The following is an 18,764-nucleotide window of genomic DNA, read 5'->3' as shown; positions in this document are numbered from 1 at the left end:
TTTATAAATCGTAATACTATTGATTACAGTTTTGCCCAACGTTCTTCTAACCAACTCATAAATTGAACACCTTTGTCGCCTTCATACGCATCAAAGACATCTAAACGCATACGTTTTAGTTTATCCGCAAAGTCTGCCACTGTATGGTCCTTCGGCAAGCTCTTTTTAACTCGAAGGAAAATTTTGTCTGTTCCTTTGATAATATCAAAACGTGCAGGTGATGGTTTCTCTACGTCCTCGCCAAGCGCAACAAGTGCTTCATAGGCTGCTAATTGCACTTTGTGGACAGTATCATGCTGCATACGATTTTTTAATAAATCTATGATTTTGTCATGATGATAAGCCGATAATATTTCGACTGCTTCTAAACGCTCTCGCCAGCTAGATGTATAATTGGCCTGTTTTTTTAATGTTTCATAATGCTCAGGTAATGTTGCTTCAAACTGTTTCAAGTAATTGCACCTCTTTTTTTAACTAGAGGAAAAATGAATTCTTCTTCTGCTTCTTTTATTATACGTTGTCTTACTGAAAAAAGCGAAGAATCGAGGGTAAGCATATAAAAATAGCAAAGCTCAATATGAAAAATTACGACAATGGGGATGCATATGTAAAAATACTGGAGAGATGGTCGGTAGGCGATTTTTCAAATGCTGTTGATGACCATAATTCTATTTGGGAAATGCAAAATGGAGAGGTTGGAAAGGTGATTCGTTTATTAACGCCCGAAGAAGAAAAATCGCACATCAAATTTTCATTTTACAAAACCATTAAAACCAGAGAATAGTGGTCAATAATGAGCACTTTTAAACAGTAGACAAACTTAATGAATTTTAAGTTTTCACAATTAAAACGCGAGAAAGTGATGGATTACACTTAAATTAAAGAGGCAGGATAATTGAAAAAGCTTTGGAAAGAATACCTCTAAAAAGGAGGTTAAGAAAATGAAAAAAATAGTTATTTCTGTCTTAATATTATTAACTTTAATAGGTACTATTGAGAAAGTATCAGCTCGTACATCACAATCAACTGGAAAAACGTTAGTAGTCAGTGAACACCAAGAATTATCAATAAAACAAGCTATTGAATTAGCATATCCTTCAGCAATAAAATGGAATGAAAATGCGCAATTATTAGATGCGATCAATATAGATTTAGATAAACCTGGTAAGGGGATTGGTGCAAACGGTAAAAGGAAAAATTGGAATATATCGTTTGGAGTGCCAGACACGAATAAATATTTTTTAGTAACTATCCATAATGGAGAAATAGATGGACTAAATGATTTAACAACAGAAGGTACTTCCCCTTATCCTAAAAAGGAGTTTATAGGTGTTAATGATATCAAATATGATTCACCTGAATTACTAAAAAAAGCATTAAAAATGGGCAATATTTATCCAGGTAAGGATTGGGCAAAAGGTTACAATTTCATGCTGAGAAAAGATACAGAGACAAATATTTCCTTAATGTTAGTAATCGGTTGGAATCGCGATCAAACAGAAATGACAGCAGTAGGATTTAATGTAACAACAGGAGAATATATTCCGCCAAAAAATTAATTCAATTTTCATTAATTGTGCTTGATTATTGAAGAGACTGTGCTATTCTTCTTAAATCAGAGAGCCGAGGATTGTTAAGTAAATAAATATAAAAAAAGCGGTCCTCCACAGATTTGTTTGTGGAAGATCGCCTTTTTTATTATAAATACAATCACTCTTCACCGTATAGCAACTAAAAAATCTTTTTAGCTTACGATGCTTTACGCATTGATTTCAAAATTACGCTCACAATGAAAACTAGTATAATTGCTCCAATGAGTGCTGGGAAGATATAGAAATCAGAAATTTTAGGACCCCAACTACCAAGAAGCATACCGCCAATCCATGCACCGATAATACCTGCGATAATATTACCAATAATTCCACCAGGGATATCTCGTCCTAAAATTATACCTGCAAGCCAACCGATAATCCCGCCAATTATTAAAAACCAAATGAAACTCATACTGTCCATCTCCTATTTTGTATTTTAAATATTTCGCTATAGTGTTTAATAACCTTTATTAAACCTCTTCAAACTTAAAAGAGAAAAAAAGATAAAAATTAGTGGAAGTATGGTGGACATTCTTAGATCTCAAGGTAGCATTTATGGCTAATTTTAAAATTCAAGATTGGTTTTATTCATTAAGTAGCACTTGTGTTCAACAATTGGTGCATTCAGCTAACGGGTCAGAATAGTGGAATAAACAAAACTTCTTCGTTATAAAAACAAGAAAACCTATAATAGTGGTGTAAAGAATGGAAATCTATAATGTGGGAAATAATGTAGTTCTATTATGAAAGAACAATTCACAATAAAACCAATTCAATACGGAGGTAAAAAATGAATATCCTCGATTGTATCATTATAGGTGGGGGTCCTTCTGGGTTAAGTGCTAGCTTAACTTTAGGAAGGGCTAGAAGAAATATTGCATTATTTGACAATAGCACGAATAGGAATAGTGTGACACAAGCGTCACATGGATTTATTACCCGTGATGGGATAAAACCACAAGCGTTTAAAGAAACAGCGTTAAAAGAGTTGGAGAATTATCCGACCGTATCATATTTTACTGCAACAGTGAATGAAATTATTAAGGATTTTGGTAATGAGCGATTTATAGTCAAAACATCTAATAGTGAGGAATTTGTTTCTGAAAAAATAATACTCGCCACAGGTATTCAAGAAATATTTACTATTCCAAGTATAAGAAGGTTTTATGGGAAAAGTCTATTCAGTTGTCCGTATTGTGATGGCTGGGAGCAGAAAGATAAGCCATTAGTAGTTATTGCGGAAAAAGAAGAGCATGTACTGCATTTGACTAAGTTAGTTTATAATTGGTCGCAAGATTTGGTTGTCTTAACGAATGGAGCTCAATTATCTAAAGAAGGTACAATGGAGTTGCAAAAACACAATATCAAAATGATATCGGAAAAGATAAAAGACTTAATAGGAAATGACGGTTACTTACAAAAAATAGAGTTTGAAACAGGAGCAACAATTAGAAGAACAGGTGGATTTGTTGCCCCATCTTATTATCGTCCAAATCATTTTGCTGAGAGGCTTGGCTGTGATATTCATGAAGATGGAAAAGTTATAACTGATGGTGTTGGTAGGACAACTCAAAAAAACGTATATATTGCAGGGGAAACCGAAAGATCTAAACCATCCTCTTTAATGATTTCAGCTGCTAAAGGAAATAAAGCTGGGGTTTCAGTAAATACTGATTTAACGATGGAACGCTTTTGATAACGTCTTAACAGCTTAAACACTTCTGTACCAATGTGTTGTCACATATAAACATTATGTTAGAGTTAATATAAGAATTTATGAAGAACGGATTTTGATTTTAGAATTCGTTTTTTTCTGTTGCTTAAAAAGGAATGAAGTTTTTGAACTATCGGCTCATTTGTAAATTATAGTTTTACAAGGTAGGGCAACAACAAATAAAAAAAGCTCGGAGGAATAAAAATATGAAAAAATTAGGAAATCTATACTTTTTCTGTGGAAAAATGGGGGCAGGGAAATCAACTAAATCAAAACAATTGGCTATAGAAAAACATGCGGTACTGTTATCTGAGGACGAATGGCTGTCATCTCTTTATCCCAATCAGATCAATTCATTTGAGGACTATCTAAAATTTTCAGCACAGCTCAAGCCGATATTGAAAAAGCATGTCCAAAATATATTAAGTGTTGGTACGGATGTAGTGATGGATTTTCCAGGTAACACGCAAAAACAGCGAAAGTGGTTTTTGGATATCGCGTCAGAGGTCAATGCAAATCATCAACTAATTTTTCTTAATTTAAATAACGAGCAATGCTTACGTCAAATTGCACAAAGACGTAACGAACAGCCTGAAAGAGCAGTTTTTGATACGGAAGCGACGTTTATACAAGTGACAAAATTTTTTGAAGCGCCAGAAGCATCCGAGGGTTTAAAAATTTTAGAGGTTAGTGAAAAAGAATAACATCGACTTTAAAATCGAGTATCGTAAGCATGTATTGCATTTTAATCGCTCCCAGACTTTCTGAATTATTAAAAAATGTAATTATACACATTTCAGCCTAATTACCGATAGCATATTAAGTGATTATCATTTATGGTTAATAGGTCGTAAAAGAGACTATCAGGTATATCCTGCAAATATATGAAATGATAGGTGAAAAGTATGAATTATCAAGTTTTATTGTATTACCATTACACGAAGATTGAAGATCCAGCTGAATTTTCTACAACGCATTTAGCAATGTGTAATGAAATCGGTTTAAAAGGTCGTATTTTAGTAGCAAATGAGGGCATTAACGGTACTGTTTCAGGTACGATTGAGCAAACAGAACAATACATGGCAAATATGCAAGCTGATGCTTTATTTGAGGGCATAGTCTTCAAAATAGATGCGGCAGATGGCCATGCATTCAAAAAAATGCACGTACGCCCACGTCCTGAGTTAGTAAACTTAGGCTTAGAGGAAGACGTTAACCCACATGAATTAACAGGTCGCTACCTGTCACCAGAACAATTCCTTGCTGAAATGCAAGATGAAAATACAGTAGTATTAGATGTACGTAACACGTATGAATACGATGTCGGCCATTTTCGTGGCGCGATTCGACCAGATGTAGAAAACTTCCGTGACACACCAGAATGGGTACGTGAAAATCGTGAGCTTTTCGAAGGGAAAAATGTTTTAACATATTGCACGGGTGGAATTCGTTGTGAGAAGTTTTCAGGATGGATGAAACGTGAAGGCTTTGGTAATGTCGGTCAATTACATGGCGGTGTTGCAACATACGGAAAAGACCCTGTTGCGAAAGGTCAATTATGGGACGGTCAAATGTACGTCTTTGATGAGCGTTTAACAGTGCCAATCAATCAAGTAGAGCATGTAATTATCGGTCGTGATCATTATGACGGTGAACCTTGTGAACGTTACATTAACTGTGCAAACCCTGAATGTAACAAGCAAATCATCGCATCTGAAGAAAATGAAGCAAAGCATTTAGGTGGCTGTACAATCGAATGTACGAAGCATGAGCGTAATCGCTACATCGTGCGTCACAATTTAACAGAAGAGCAAGTAGCTCAAGCAATTAAGGCGTTACAAGCATAAGCACAAACATTTGTCTAACCATTATAAACATCATTATAGAGGTACTTAAAACACCTTCTGTAAGTGTTCAAACTATCCATTACAAAATGGACTAGTCTGCTCGCTTACATGAGGTGTTTTTTCTTTTGCAAGAATAAGTAAATAGCTAAAGCATAGGGAGGAATAGAACTGAAGCTGTTTAAAGTAAATAGTCACAGGGTATTCAAACAATGTAACAGGATTTGGTGAGTGTAAGCTCACAAAGTGTTTTCGATTTTTTTATGACAATTTAAAAATTATACAAAATAGGAGATGATAATTGATGGGAAACCCACATCTAACAGACCCACGTAAGAAATTTCAAACGAGAAAATTCCCGGATCAAGAACAGAACACTCCAGCGCTACAAAATGAAATGAGACCCAAACCTGACTGTGGAGAAGAATCATATAAAGGATACAATCGGTTAGAAGGGCGTAATGCCTTAATTACTGGAGGCGATTCTGGTATTGGTCGTGCCGCCGCCATTGCCTATGCACGTGAAGGAGCTAATGTAGCCATCCAATTCTTCCCTGGCGAAGAGGAAGATGCTAACGAAGTCAAAGAATACATTGAAAAAGCAGGTAGAAAAGCCTTACTGCTACCATATGACTTGCGAGAAGATGGCTCAGCGACAGAGATTGTTACAAAAACAGTGGAAGCTTTTGGCGGATTGGACACGCTTGTATTGAATGCTGCGCAACAAATCGCACAGCCTTCCCTAAGTGATTTAACAATCAAACAAGTGCAAGACACTTTCAAAGTAAACATCATCAGCATGTTTGAGACCGTAAAAGCTGCTGAAGAACATTTGGAACCTGGAAGTGCGATTATTACCACCACCTCAGTTCAATCTTTCGATCCGTCCCCATCTTTAATGGATTATGCCGCTACAAAAGGTGCGATAAGCAACTTTATGGTATCGCTATCCACATACTTTGCTTCTAAGGGTGTGCGCGTCAATGGTGTCGCGCCAGGACCAATATGGACGCCATTGCAATTAGATAATGGACAATTGCAAGGACAAATTCCTGAATTTGGGCAAAATACGCCACTCGGTCGTGCAGGACAACCAGTGGAGCTTGCGCCGGTATATGTTCTTCTAGCTTCTGATGAAGGAAGTTATATTACCGGTCAGATTTATGGGGTGACAGGTGGCAAGCCGATAGACTTGTAATGTTAATCACTACGCTCTCTACAGTTGGTGATTTGTGTCTCACGTAACCTCTACTGTTATGATCCGTAAAAGTTAAAAAAGAACACAGCTTGGTATGTTTCATAACCAAGCTGTGTTCTTTTTATAATTCAAATTTTACTGCAACTTGTTTTTTATTTACATCCTATTCGTACGATATAGTATCAATGCTATAATTTGGATATTGAAGTGAGGAGGTTTTACTATTGATTATGATTAGAGAAAAAGTTGAAGGGAAACGATACCAACATCTTATTGAGTTTCTTGCAACGAGATGTAACCGTTTTGCGTTTGTAGAGAACAGACAATTAATGGATGATGAAAAACTGAGGCTAGCCTTTGTCGATGAAATAATGGCAGAAATAAAAGACCAAATTATCGACAGGAAAATTCAACGACAGTGGGAGACAACAATACTTGGTGAAAGTACAGCATTTGTTTTTTATTTTCATTTAAATAACGTTACGACACAATTTTTAAAGGAGCGAAGCAACTCACTTTTTGGTTGGATTACTCCAAAATTACCAGAGGATTTGATGTTTTATCAAGATGATCAATGTTTACTAGCAGCATGTTCGCATGAAGGTTTTTTTATCGTTGATGAAAATCTATGGAATAGTTTTAATGATGCATGAACAAAAAGCCGTGTATGTATTGAATTTTAATTTGAAATAGTATAAGATTTACAAAATTACATATAAAAAGCTATGAAAAGAAGAGTAAATATACGTACTATCTACAGAGACCTCTGGAAGCTGAAAAGGAGGGATAGGAAATATGTTGAAACAAGCCTCGGAGCTGTGCATTGGATTTGTTTGTTAAAGCAATGATGATGCAACGTATTCTCACGTTAACGAGATAGAGTATCGCAGGTGTTTTATTTCACAATGCCGTACTCGATAAGACTTCTACAGCGATGTAGAAATGAACTGGGGTGGCACCGCGATATGACTCGCCCCCAAGATGAAAATCTTGGGGGTGAGTTTTTTTATTTTGTTTGACTAAAAATAAAAATGGAGTGGTGAAGATGTCCAGATGGAAATATCCTTTAATCCTTTTAGGGGGAATAGGCATTTCAAATGTCGGTGCATGGGTGTACCTAATCGCACTAAATTTAATTATATTGAATGAAACAGGTTCTCCACTTGCAATTGCTATTTTATATATATTAGGTCCCATTGCAACAATATGTTCGAATGCTTGGGCAGGTAGTTTAATTGATCGGATAAATACAAGACGACTTATGATGTGTTTAGATATTTTTCGAGCAATTTGTATTGCGTTAATTCCGTTTTTACCTTCATTTATTTATGTTTATGTACTAGCTTTTATCATTAATATGGGCAGTGCTATTTTTCAGCCTACTTCTATGGTGTATATGACAAAACTTATACCAGAAAACGATCGGCAACGTTTTAATGCGCTACGTAGTTTTATTAACTCATGTGGTTCACTAATTGGCCCTGTCATCGCTGGAATCTTGTTTTGGATGGGGACTCCTTATACGGCCATTCATATTAATGCAGTGGCTTTATTTTTTTCAGCATTCATAATTATGATGCTACCGAATGTTGATACAAGACTCAACGAGACAGAGGCGCAAAGATTTACATGGGACTTGATAAAAAAAGATTTTCGCATGGTATATCATTTTAGTAAGAACGATACCTATATCACAAAAATATATTTAATATTTAGTGGGACTACGATATTTATGACTGCGATTGATTCCCTTGAGGCAGCGTTTGCTAAAGGCATCCTTTCCATATCAGACACCAATTATGGCTTTTTATTAAGTATCTTTGGAGCGGGTATTATAATAGGATCAATTATTAACTCAGTATTTTCAAAACAACTTGCAGTGAATTTATTAATTGGTATGGGGACTATTTTTACCTCAATAGGTTATGTCGTCCTTTATAGTTCGAGTGGCTTTATGAGTGCAGCAACAGGGGTATTTATAATAGGGTTTGCAGTTACATTTGCAAATACAGGATTTTTGACGTTTTACCAAAATCATGTTCCTGTGAAGATGATGGGGAGATTTGGCAGCATCTTTAGTGTCATTGAAGCGGGTTGCATTGTAGCTTTAACAATTGTAATAGGGTTAGCTGCTGAATGGACTGCCATCCGTCCTGTTGGATTAATGGGGTCATTTGCCTTTTTATTATTAGGTTTATTGGCATTGAAAGCTGTAACAGGTGCAAAAAGGCAGAAGTATTTTAAAAAAGAGTTTCTACTTTAAACAATTAGTGACACACAAATAGGAGGCGGAAAAATGAAATACATTGAATCAGATAATGTGACTAAACAGGAAAAAGAATATATTTTTCAAGAACTATTAAAATACAATCTTGAAAGTATTGAAGAAAAGCTAATAAGAGATATTGGTCTATTTGTAGAAGATGAAGAGGGGAAAAGGGTTGCGGGTTTGATTGGGGATACACATGGAAATTGGTTGGAAGTTGAGTATTTATGGGTAAGTGAAGAACTTCGTGGACAGCATATTGGTACCGAATTGATGATGAAAGCTGAGAAGATTGCTATGAACAGAGGATGCAAATATGCTTTCCTAAATACGTTTAGTTTTCAAGCACCCGATTTTTATATCAAGCTAGGCTATCAAGAAGAATTTGTCCTCAATCATTATCCGCTAACGGGGAAGCGATATTATTACACAAAAACGCTTTAAGATTTACTAAGCTACATTATTCATGGGAGTATGGATACTTGTCAAACAACTATTTTAATAAAAAGGTATATATGGTAATATATAGAATATATTGATGATGGATGATTATTTTAAAATCGTCCTTGAAGGATATCGTTCCGAAACTCATATTAGTAATACGATGGTAGATCAATTACCCTTATTTATAAAAGCAACTCTTATGGAGAATATTCTAGATAGATTTGAAATAATGCAGAATAATGGCGAAGAGCGGGAGTGTGATGAGGGGCTGTCATATCTCATAAAATGCTTGGAAGATGATATCCCGTATAAGGGGTTTTTCAATGAAATCTATTCGTGTGAAGAACCCTTTGAGTATGAAAAACAACGCATTTAAACATTGTGTAGTAGCCTTTGATGTCAATATGTAAGGAAAAAAGGACTCGATTCCACTAAAGGGGAATCGAGTCTATATTATTAATGGCTAAGTTTATTTATTCAATTCCTTATATAATACATATTTTAAAGCAGAAATTTCTTCTTCAGATAGTTTTCCTTCAATTTCAGATAATACTTCATCCTTACTAATAGATCCGTTTTGCACTTGTTCCTGAATTTCAAGTATACGATTAATGCCTACTTTTTTTATTAACACACGTGTCGCCTCTTCCTTAGTTTGGAAGGGGAGAGTTTCTGGATTTGTAGTTGCTGCTTCACTTACAATTTCTTGAACCATCGAATCATTCTCGATATACGATTTTACTTCTTCTAAATTTGCATCATCTAAATTAGATTCCACTTTTTCGATTATTTTTTCGGAAGCGATATTTGTCCCAAAATGCCACACAGCATAGCCAGCTGCTCCGAGTAAAACAAGCATTATCGCGGTAATTGTTAAAAACTTTTTCATTCACTCACTCCTGACACTTTGAATATAGCACAACTTTTCAAAAACCACGAAGAAAAGCTGCTATTATTAATTACAATTATGTGGGAACCAAAACAGATCAATTTGCATCTTTATAGATAGATATATAGTTTTTTTCTGAAAAAAATTACATAACCATTCAATGAACATTTACTTTAAAATATTTTAGTTTCATGTACTTCACTTTCAGAAAGGGAGAATTATTATACTCATTTTATTTGGTATCTTAATTGCATTTATTACTATTCTTTTATTTTTCATTTTCTGTACGAATGTCATAATTTCCGTCATTAAAAAGAAACCCTTTCCTAAAAAAATGCTGATGGCAATGCTATGTGGGATGGCTTTAGTATCTACAATCTATCTATATGAAACATATTTTTTTACATTTAATGATATAGATCGAGAATTCGTCCAAAAGGGACCTGGCCCTGTCGTATCCCCAACAGAAAAGTATACTGCCAATGCTTATTACGAGCCATATGGTGGTGCAGCAGGTGGAGTGAATGTCTGGGTAGAAATTAAAAACAATAGTGAGAACAATAATGTACATACAATTTATTATAGTGATGCAAAAAGTAATTTTTCTATGAAATGGCTTGATGAGGATATCTTGTCTATTATAAATGATGACCCAGATTTTCCAAATTCAAATCGAAGTATTAAATTAAAAGTAGGTAAAGAGATTTATCACGAAAATGGATTGGCTTGTAAAAGTTTGTTAATGAAAGGCGATTATGACACTTGTTATCAAGATTAATATCCCCTAAACAACCTGCAAGAGCCATAATCGAAAAAGTGTGTTGAACGATAATGTCTTTCGGAAATAAATAGTAGAAAGGGAAGAAGCAGAAAATAAAGCTTTCTTCCCTTTTTAATTTCATTATTTAGTAGCTAATTGTGACGCTAATTGCTGTGCTTCAGTTGCAGCATTTTTTAAAGAAACAATTGGAATTAAAGATTTAGCAGAGTTTCAAGGATTATCAGAAACCTATTTTTCGAAAGTTTTCAGTAAATTATCAAAGGCTGGCATTGTAATTTCGGTTCCTGGTGTGAATGGGGGTTATAAACTGGCTAAGGAACCAACTAATATTTCTTTTTGGGATGTCATTCGAGCAGTCGAAGGTATTAAGCCAATTTTTCAATGCAAAAATATCTTAAAAAATAATGTGATGTATCAAGACGATGAGAAATGCCAATCGTGTACAACTAACTCTACTTGTACAATTAACATGGTTATGTTAGAAGCAGAAAATCAAATGAGATTGTTTCTTCAAAAAAAGACACTTGATTGGTTGAATCAGGAACTCGATTCAGCGTTATCGGAAAAAATGAGAGAAGATTCAAGGAAATATTTTATTAAAAGAGGTACTAGTATTTAAGGTGTTTCTTATCGGTCTATTGGGTATAAAGCACTTTGTATTTGCCAATAAATAAATGTTTTATAAAACTTGTTAATGCTATTAAAGCTATTGAGAAATACTATTTAAATTGCAAAAAAATCGCAAATAGTGTTGACACTTATATAATATTTTCATATAATAGTCCTAATTTTATAAGCAAACACTCACGAGTTCGTGAGTGGCGGAATTTTGTAGAGTTTTAGCTCTGTTTCATTCGCTCGTCGTCTATTTATAGTCGACGAGATTTTTTATTTTTTGGAGGGGTTTTTTTGCAAAAATTGAAGTTTTCTTTAGTCGTTTTATTAGGTGCCTGTAGCTATGGGGTCCTATCTTCTATTCTAAAAGTTGGATTTTCAAATGGCTTTACCTTTCCTGAACTTTTAGGTGGACAATATGTATTTGGCTGGTTTGGACTATTATTGCTCGTTATTATTTTTTCTCGTCATAAAGTATCTTTGAAAAATATACTATCGCTGTTAGCGGTTGGGATCACAATGAGTTTAACAAGCATTTTTTACGGGTTTTCTGTAAAAGAACTACCCGCCTCTATTGCGATTGTGTTGTTATTTCAATTCACATGGATGGGCGTTCTCATTGAAGCAATTGCAAATAAAACTGTTCCAAGTCGTGAAAAGGTAATTTCAATTATCATTTTATTTGTAGGAACATTGTTTGCTGGAGGTATATTTGAAGGTTTAGGACAGCAATTATCGATGAAAGGTATACTCTTTGGATTACTAGCAGCTATAACCTTTTCACTCTATATTTTTGCAAGTGGACGAGTTTCCACCGAAGTACCAATTTATTCAAAAAGCTTTCTTATGACAACGAGTGCAACTCTTTTTGTTTGTTTAGTTTTCCCACCGACATACTTGATTGATGGTACACTGCAGGCAGGATTATGGAAATATGCATTAATACTTGGTTTTTTTGGTGTTGTTATACCTGTCATTTGTTTTTCTGTTGGTATACCAAAAGTAGGGACAGGCCTTGGAACCATTTTAGGAGCTGTCGAACTACCAACAGCGGTTATCGCTTCTATTACACTTGTTCATGAAGTCGTTTCTCCTTTGCGATGGTTTGGAATTGTGTGTATTTTATTAGGGATTTTTATACCGCAAATATTAGAAGTACGGAAAGAGAAGAGACTAACCCGTTTTGACTATGAAACGACAAAGGTTTAAAGTATTCTCTAAAACACCCTAGTATAACCTGTTAAATTAGACTGATAATAAGTTGAACAAATCTTTCATACTATTAAATTTAAAAATCCTCTCATCTCTATATCATTTCAGATGAGAGGATTTTTTATAAGGTTCTTTCTATTTAGGTCAAGATAAAGATTGCGAAAAAATATACTGTCAATGCGATTTAGTTCGAAATGCTATAATTTAATTAATTATTTTACTAGTAAGGAGCATTATTCTATGAAAGCAAAATATATTAAATTTAGCGAATTTGGCTGTCCCAAAGATGTATTGAACATTGACTATAAAACAATTGAACCACCAATTAATAATGAAGTTCTTGTACGAATGCTTGCCCGTCCTATCAATCCTTCTGATTTAATTCCAATTAGAGGGTCGTATGCTCATCGCATATCATTACCTAGCATTCCTGGTTATGAAGGAGTTGGGATTGTTGAAGATGTAGGTTCAATTGTTTCAAAGAATCTTATTGGTAAACGAGTTTTACCTTTACGAGGGGAAGGGACATGGCAAGAATTTGTAAAGACATCAGCAGATTTTGTCGTTTCTTTACCGAATTCAATTGATGATTTTACAGCTGCCCAACTGTATATTAATCCAGTTACTGCATGGGTAGTTTGTACGGAAGTGTTAAAATTAAAACCAGATGATGTTTTATTAGTGAATGCAGGTGGTTCTGCTATTGGACATATTTTTGCTCAATTATCAAAGATTATAGGCTTTCAATTAATTGCTGTGACAAGAAGTAATAAATATACAGATGAATTACTTCAACTTGGCGCGTCTTATGTTATAGATACCTCTAAAAGTGCTTTAATTAATACTGTTATGGAATTAACAAACGGAAGGGGGGCAGATGCCGCAATTGATTCAATTGGTGGTGCGGATGGTAATGATTTAGCTTTTAGTGTTCGTCCAAATGGACAGTTTTTAACCATTGGGCTTTTATCAGGGATACAAGTAAACTGGGCAGCTATAGTAAATCAAGCGAAAGTGAAAGCAAATATGTTTCATTTACGGCATTGGAATAAAAGTGTCTCAACAAGTAAGTGGCAAGAAACTTTTAATCATTTAATAAAGCTAATCGATGAAAAAAAATTACGTTTAATGACCGTCGATTCGACGTATGACTTATCAGAGTTAAACAAGGCAATAGATGCAGTAGAATCTTCTAAAAAAGCTAATGGAAAAATATTTTTAACAAGCTACTGATGATGTAATGCCTGTTCAACATCCCCGTTTAATTGATTTATTAGTATAGGTGCTACGTTTGCAAAGATTTATATACATAAGCGCTCTTTCAGCGTAAAGAGTGCTTTAATTTACTTTAGGCATTGATTTTTCCAATGCTAATTTAACAAAATCGAGATAAATGAGAAGCTCTTCTGGCAAAAAGACATCATTTCGTTTCACATATCCAACTTGAATGAGCTGACTTTCTTCTAATGGAATCGAGAAGATGTTAGGGTTCATGTAATTGTTCACAATGCAACCTGTTCCAAGGTTGTAGCCATTCGTATTAGAGAGCAGGTTATTCATCGTGCCACGATCTGTCACATAGACGAGCTTTTCAATATTGTTAACATGGAGCGTTTCTTCTGCAAAATGTAAAAGCATATCATCCTGCTGATAGCTTAGATAAGGATAGTCGCGTAATTGTTCAAAAGTAATCGTTTCATAATGAGCTAAAGGATGTTCTTTGCGTAAAAAGACGTGCTGCTTCAATGAAGCCAGTGGTGTAAACGTTAATGCTTTTGAGATGAAATGGCGCTCAAAAAAGTGTTTATTTAATTCGCTTACAGATAAAATACCAACAATGCTCCTGCTTGAAGATATGTCATCAATAACGTCAGTGGATTTCCCCTCCCGAACTGCTAGCTCATATTTCCGTTCATTCAAATGCTCCATTAAATTCGCAACAGCCTCTATGGCAAAACTATAATGTTGTGATGAAATGGAAAACTTCGTTAGACCAATTTTTTTGTCTTTATCAAAATGATGCTTAACAGCCTCTGTTTGTTCAAGTAGCATTTTTGCATAAAACAATAATTCCGTTCCTTCTTTTGTAAAAAAAACCCCTTTGTTCGTTCGGTCTAGAATTGTAATTCCTAGCTCAGTCTCCAAATCACGCACTGATTTACTAATACTAGGCTGTGTTATGTAAAGTGCCGAAGCGGCTTTACTAATTGAATTATGTTTGGCTATCTCTACAAGATAGCGAAATTGCTGAAATGTCATTTCCTCACCAACTCTCGATTTTCTTGCTATAACTTTAGTCTATAGCAAGGAGTTAAAAAGTTCAATTTTACCTTGTATATAAAGAGTTTTAATATAAAAGGAGCAATACAAATTGATTGCTTAAGAAAGGAAGAAAAACATGATAAGAGAAGCAATGCCAAATGATTTAATGGACATTTTAAACATTTATAATGATGCAATTGTCCATACGACTGCTGTCTACACGTATAAACCGCAAACTCTTGAAAATAGACAAAGTTGGTATGATCAAAAGATGCAAGAGGGCAATCCAATACTAGTATACGAATTAGAGAAGAAAGTGGTAGGATTTGCGACATTTGGCCCTTTTAGAGCATGGCCAGCTTACAAATATTCGATTGAGCATTCTATTTATGTAGATAAAAATTATAGAAAAAAAGGTATTGGAACGACATTACTTACAGAATTAATTGCGATTGCAACAGAAAGAGAATACATGACATTAATTGCTGGAATTGATGCTCAAAATGAAAAAAGTATTGATATGCATAAAAACTTTGGCTTTGTCTATTCAGGAACTATAAAAAAAGCAGGTTTTAAATTTAATCGTTGGCTTGACTTGGATTTTTACCAATTAGAATTGCAAGGTCCTAAAAATCCTGTAGAAGAATAAATCTGTTTGAAAGTGGGGGAACAAAAGGTGAAGAAGTATTATGGCTTGTTGCTTTTAACTTGTTTATTATGGGCTGGAAGTTTTGTTGTTAGTAAAACGCTCGTTGAACATGCTTCACCTATCACCTTGACGACTTTAAGGTGGTTCATTGCTGTCTTTTGTCTTGTGCCTATTGTATGGTGGAAAGAGAAAAAGATTTTGCCTCCCAAAAATGCAATACTTCCTTTAGCTTTCATGGGGTTAACAGGTGTTGTGCTATTTAATGTTCTACAGTTTTTAGCATTAGAGCGGACTACCGCAACAAATGTTGGCTTAATATCAACATTAAATATGATTTCCATTGCTATTTGTTCAGTAATATTTTTAAAAGAGAAAATAACAATGCTACAATTCTTTGCCATGAGTATCTCCTTTTGTGGCGTCCTACTTGTACTATCTAAAGGGAAAATAGACTACTTACTATCATTAAAGTTTAATACAGGTGATTTATGGATGCTTGCTGCAGTATGTATATGGGGACTATATACGATTTGTAGTAAGTGGGCAATGACTAAAACATCGGCTTTGATGTCTACTTTATACTCAGCTATTTTTGGCCTAATAATGCTTTTACCGATAAGCGTACCAAGATTTACTGTTGCCGATATCAATACTGCTTTCATTTTGGGAATTCTTTATACAGGTGTATTAGCAACGGTATTATGTATGTTATTTTGGAATATGTGTGTTCTCCATTTAGGCTCAACAACATCGGGTGTTTTCTTAAATTTTAATCCAATATTTACTGCCATTTTAGCTTTTCTTCTATTGGGAGAAAATATGAGTTGGTTACAAGGCATAGGTAGTATTATTGCAATAGGTGGATGTTATTTATTTTCATACTTTGCAAAAAAGACTGAAACAACAAATGATGGAATTGTATCACAAATCGGTACAACTTGAATCGTAGCATACGGAACACTTCACTTTAGTAATATGATATTGATATGATAGCATGATTACCATTTAAAAAAGGAGTGCTAAAGTTGAAAGGATATGACGATTTTCTACCAAGGAGCGTATACGATGTTGATAAGGTAGCAGAAATTAAAAAACTGGATAGAGATACACAAATGTCTTTACTGCAGGACCTTCTCGTATTTACGCAGGATATGAACTGGCCAGTTGCACCTGGTGTATTAGAAATTCTATTAACTTTCCCCGAGGAAATTGTCCCCCATGTGCAAGCTGTATTATCGTCAGAGGATGACAATTGGAAGTGGTTTCTTCTCCACTTTCTAGTGATTAAATTGCCTGTAGCGTCAAAAGTTCAATTTAAAGATTATTTATCGAAGGTAGCCGAAAATCCTACAAAAATGGAACGTGCGGAAGAACTGGATGAAATCGCAAAGGAAATTTTAGCAACGCTCAGCTTATATAAATAAGCCTCTTATAGGAGCAGTATATGGGAAGAAGGATTTATCATATTTCAGCAGAACTTATATATCTATTAGAAATAATATTAGATGAGGTGTTCAATTGAATAAGATAAGAACTGAAACAGATAGATTAATTATCCGATTATTAGAAGAGGAAGATTATTCATCTTGGCTTACGCAATATGAAAATCGTCTACCTTCTCAGCATAAATACGATGAAGGTAAAATAGATATGAGCATTTGTACAAAAGAGTGGTTTCGTGATTTAGTGGCTGAACATTTTCAAATGGCTGTTGATGACAAAGTTTATATATTTGGCGTGTTTAGAAAAGACGATAATGCTCATATTGGCTTTGTAGATTTTTCGACAATTATGAGAAGAGAATTTCAATGGGCTAGATTCGGTTACACAATCCATAATCAATTTTGGAAACAAGGTTATGGTAAAGAGGCTGTAAAAGCTGGGATTGGTCTAGCGTTTGAAAAATTAAATTATCATCGAATAGAAGCTCACATTAATATTGATAATGTGGCGTCTATAAAATTGGCAGAAAGTGTTGGTCTGGTTTATGAATGTACAAGGAAAGGTTTCATCTTCGAGAACAATCATTGGACAGATCATCTAGTTTACGTTATAAATGCAAAGTAATTTTATATAAAAAAGAGGTAGTAATTCGTTGAGTTGCCTAGGCAGCTCTTTTTTCATCAACTCAATGAAAATACAGTTGAACAAATTGAGAAATTTAATATGTTGGAGGAACAATCAATGATACGTTTTGAAAGTGACTATGCAGAAGGTGCTCATAAGCAAATACTGAGCCGACTAATTGAAACGAATGAAGAGCAGACACCTGGTTATGGAATGGATGAACATTGCGAAAAAGCTAGAGGGTATATTAGAAAAGCATGTGGCGTTGAAAATGCAGATGTCCACTTCTTAGTTGGTGGAACACAAACGAATACGACAATTATCGCGTCGATTTTGCGTCCACATCAAGGTGCAGTTGCAGCAACTACAGGTCATATTGCAGTACATGAAACAGGCGCGATTGAAGCTACTGGTCATAAAGTACTTACTTTACCGAGTGATGATGGCAAAATTACAGCACAGCAAGTAAAAGAATTATATGATGCACATTGGAATGATGTCACGCATGAGCATATGGTTCAGCCAGGCTTAGTTTACATATCTCATCCTAGCGAGAATGGGACGACTTACAGTAAATCCGAATTGGAGGAATTAAGCAAAGTTTGCCGACAATGTAGTTTGCCGTTAATGATGGATGGAGCTCGATTAGGATATGGTCTTGTGTCCAAAGATAGCGATCTATCCTTAGAAGATATTGCTCAACTTTGTGATGTCTTCTATATTGGTGGAACAAAGGTAGGTGCAATGTTTGGGGAAGCGGTAGTCATTATAAATGAAAACCTTAAAAAAGATTTTCGCTATTTTATTAAGCAAAATGGCGGCATGCTCGCTAAAGGGAGATTGTTAGGAATTCAATTTGAGACGTTATTTGAAGATGGCTTATACTATGAGATTTCTAATCATGCTGTGGAAATGGCAATGATGATACGAGAAGCGTTTGTTGCAGAAGGTTATGTATTAAGATATGATTCCACAACAAATCAACAGTTCCCTATTTTACCGAATGATGTGTTAACTAAATTAGGTACGAAATATTCATTTTCCTTTTGGGAACAGGTCGATGCTACGCAAAGTGTCGTAAGATTTTGTACGAGCTGGGCAACGAAAAAGGCAGATGTTGAAATGCTCATTGAGGATATTAAGAAATTAAAATAATAAATGTGTTTTAAATAAAAAGAATCCATTTAAAATGGATTCTTTTTATTTAGCGAACAGTTTATTTATCTTACAT

General features: G+C 34.7%; 22 protein-coding genes, 1 pseudogene and 1 other annotated feature. Of the genes and pseudogenes, 19 read left to right on the top strand and 4 right to left on the bottom strand.

Translation table 11 applies throughout. The features are described from left to right. Positions 1–23 precede the first annotated feature (23 nt). Positions 24–452, bottom strand: coding sequence for a HEAT repeat domain-containing protein (locus JNUCC52_RS07680; protein ID WP_173478170.1), 429 nt, complete (start codon positions 450–452; stop codon positions 24–26). Between the two features lie 125 nt (positions 453–577). Here JNUCC52_RS07680 and JNUCC52_RS07675 point away from each other — a divergent pair, with 125 nt between their 5' ends. Both JNUCC52_RS07675 and JNUCC52_RS07670 read left to right on the top strand, forming a co-directional pair. Beyond that, positions 578–784: a DUF6241 domain-containing protein gene (locus tag JNUCC52_RS07675; protein WP_337981854.1), complete on the top strand. Its 207-nt coding sequence runs from the start codon at positions 578–580 to the stop codon at positions 782–784. 157 nt (positions 785–941) lie between these two features. Then, positions 942–1,559 (top strand): hypothetical protein, encoded by a 618-nt coding sequence (locus tag JNUCC52_RS07670; RefSeq protein WP_173478172.1) that lies wholly within the window; start codon positions 942–944, stop codon positions 1,557–1,559. 190 nt (positions 1,560–1,749) lie between these two features. Here the strand turns inward: JNUCC52_RS07670 and JNUCC52_RS07665 are convergent, their stop codons facing one another. Beyond that, positions 1,750–2,004, bottom strand: coding sequence for a GlsB/YeaQ/YmgE family stress response membrane protein (locus tag JNUCC52_RS07665; RefSeq protein ID WP_173478173.1), 255 nt, complete (start codon positions 2,002–2,004; stop codon positions 1,750–1,752). A gap of 378 nt (positions 2,005–2,382) precedes the next feature. On the opposite strand from JNUCC52_RS07665, the gene JNUCC52_RS07660 reads away from it, so the two are divergent. From JNUCC52_RS07660 to JNUCC52_RS07625, 8 genes are all read left to right on the top strand, one after another. Then, positions 2,383–3,288, top strand: a complete 906-nt coding sequence (locus tag JNUCC52_RS07660) for an NAD(P)/FAD-dependent oxidoreductase (protein WP_173478174.1) — start codon at positions 2,383–2,385, stop codon at positions 3,286–3,288. Positions 3,289–3,512: 224 nt separating this feature from the next. Next, on the top strand, positions 3,513–4,010 hold the full coding sequence (locus JNUCC52_RS07655) for a P-loop nucleotide/nucleoside kinase family protein (protein WP_173478175.1): 498 nt from the start codon (positions 3,513–3,515) through the stop codon (positions 4,008–4,010). A 201-nt stretch (positions 4,011–4,211) separates the two neighbouring features. Beyond that, complete coding sequence (gene trhO, locus JNUCC52_RS07650; RefSeq protein ID WP_173478176.1) at positions 4,212–5,153, top strand: oxygen-dependent tRNA uridine(34) hydroxylase TrhO; 942 nt, start codon at positions 4,212–4,214, stop codon at positions 5,151–5,153. Positions 5,154–5,454: 301 nt separating this feature from the next. Further along, complete coding sequence (locus JNUCC52_RS07645) at positions 5,455–6,348, top strand: SDR family oxidoreductase (RefSeq protein ID WP_337981853.1); 894 nt, start codon at positions 5,455–5,457, stop codon at positions 6,346–6,348. Between the two features lie 230 nt (positions 6,349–6,578). Continuing rightward, entirely contained in the window at positions 6,579–7,001 is a 423-nt protein-coding gene (locus tag JNUCC52_RS07640) for a stage III sporulation protein AH (RefSeq protein ID WP_337982201.1), read from the top strand. 63 nt (positions 7,002–7,064) lie between these two features. Further along, positions 7,065–7,329, top strand: a binding site (T-box leader). A 64-nt stretch (positions 7,330–7,393) separates the two neighbouring features. After that, positions 7,394–8,611: an MFS transporter gene (locus JNUCC52_RS07635; protein ID WP_173478178.1), complete on the top strand. Its 1,218-nt coding sequence runs from the start codon at positions 7,394–7,396 to the stop codon at positions 8,609–8,611. Positions 8,612–8,644: 33 nt separating this feature from the next. Then, on the top strand, positions 8,645–9,058 hold the full coding sequence (locus tag JNUCC52_RS07630) for a GNAT family N-acetyltransferase (RefSeq protein ID WP_337981852.1): 414 nt from the start codon (positions 8,645–8,647) through the stop codon (positions 9,056–9,058). A gap of 94 nt (positions 9,059–9,152) precedes the next feature. After that, a complete protein-coding gene (locus JNUCC52_RS07625; protein ID WP_337981851.1) occupies positions 9,153–9,434 on the top strand; it encodes a hypothetical protein in 282 nt (93 codons plus the stop codon). 93 nt (positions 9,435–9,527) lie between these two features. On the opposite strand, the gene JNUCC52_RS07620 is transcribed toward JNUCC52_RS07625, so the two are convergent. Then, a complete protein-coding gene (locus tag JNUCC52_RS07620; RefSeq protein ID WP_173478181.1) occupies positions 9,528–9,947 on the bottom strand; it encodes a hypothetical protein in 420 nt (139 codons plus the stop codon). A gap of 358 nt (positions 9,948–10,305) precedes the next feature. Between JNUCC52_RS07620 and JNUCC52_RS07615 the strand changes: the two genes are divergently transcribed. From JNUCC52_RS07615 to JNUCC52_RS07600, 4 genes and pseudogenes are all read left to right on the top strand, one after another. Next, positions 10,306–10,725: a DUF5412 family protein gene (locus JNUCC52_RS07615; RefSeq protein WP_337981850.1), complete on the top strand. Its 420-nt coding sequence runs from the start codon at positions 10,306–10,308 to the stop codon at positions 10,723–10,725. A 178-nt stretch (positions 10,726–10,903) separates the two neighbouring features. Beyond that, positions 10,904–11,347: pseudogene (locus JNUCC52_RS07610) on the top strand (Rrf2 family transcriptional regulator); the annotation flags it as partial. Positions 11,348–11,637: 290 nt separating this feature from the next. Beyond that, positions 11,638–12,552 (top strand): EamA family transporter, encoded by a 915-nt coding sequence (locus JNUCC52_RS07605; RefSeq protein WP_173478184.1) that lies wholly within the window; start codon positions 11,638–11,640, stop codon positions 12,550–12,552. Positions 12,553–12,795: 243 nt separating this feature from the next. After that, positions 12,796–13,788, top strand: a complete 993-nt coding sequence (locus JNUCC52_RS07600; protein ID WP_173478185.1) for a zinc-dependent alcohol dehydrogenase family protein — start codon at positions 12,796–12,798, stop codon at positions 13,786–13,788. Positions 13,789–13,893: 105 nt separating this feature from the next. On the opposite strand, the gene JNUCC52_RS07595 is transcribed toward JNUCC52_RS07600, so the two are convergent. Beyond that, positions 13,894–14,814 carry a LysR family transcriptional regulator gene (locus JNUCC52_RS07595; RefSeq protein WP_337981849.1) on the bottom strand — a complete coding sequence of 307 codons (921 nt, stop codon included), beginning with the start codon at positions 14,812–14,814 and terminating at the stop codon, positions 13,894–13,896. A gap of 139 nt (positions 14,815–14,953) precedes the next feature. On the opposite strand from JNUCC52_RS07595, the gene JNUCC52_RS07590 reads away from it, so the two are divergent. The 5 genes from JNUCC52_RS07590 to JNUCC52_RS07570 all read left to right on the top strand — a co-directional run bounded on the left by JNUCC52_RS07590 (position 14,954) and on the right by JNUCC52_RS07570 (position 18,688). Continuing rightward, on the top strand, positions 14,954–15,466 hold the full coding sequence (locus JNUCC52_RS07590) for a GNAT family N-acetyltransferase (protein WP_337981848.1): 513 nt from the start codon (positions 14,954–14,956) through the stop codon (positions 15,464–15,466). A 27-nt stretch (positions 15,467–15,493) separates the two neighbouring features. Then, the gene (locus tag JNUCC52_RS07585) at positions 15,494–16,408 is read left to right on the top strand and encodes a DMT family transporter (protein WP_337981847.1); all 915 of its coding nucleotides are present in this window, start codon (positions 15,494–15,496) and stop codon (positions 16,406–16,408) included. Between the two features lie 83 nt (positions 16,409–16,491). After that, complete coding sequence (locus tag JNUCC52_RS07580; RefSeq protein ID WP_337981846.1) at positions 16,492–16,890, top strand: DUF5071 domain-containing protein; 399 nt, start codon at positions 16,492–16,494, stop codon at positions 16,888–16,890. A 94-nt stretch (positions 16,891–16,984) separates the two neighbouring features. Beyond that, on the top strand, positions 16,985–17,533 hold the full coding sequence (locus tag JNUCC52_RS07575; protein WP_337981845.1) for a GNAT family N-acetyltransferase: 549 nt from the start codon (positions 16,985–16,987) through the stop codon (positions 17,531–17,533). Positions 17,534–17,650: 117 nt separating this feature from the next. Then, positions 17,651–18,688, top strand: coding sequence for a threonine aldolase family protein (locus JNUCC52_RS07570; RefSeq protein WP_337981844.1), 1,038 nt, complete (start codon positions 17,651–17,653; stop codon positions 18,686–18,688). Positions 18,689–18,764 lie beyond the last annotated feature (76 nt).

The organism is Lysinibacillus sp. JNUCC-52 (assembly GCF_015999545.1).
In the GTDB taxonomy this organism is placed as follows: domain Bacteria; phylum Bacillota; class Bacilli; order Bacillales_A; family Planococcaceae; genus Lysinibacillus.
The sequence above is the reverse complement of the archived record's forward strand: the minus strand, read 5'-3'. Positions and strand labels throughout refer to the sequence as shown.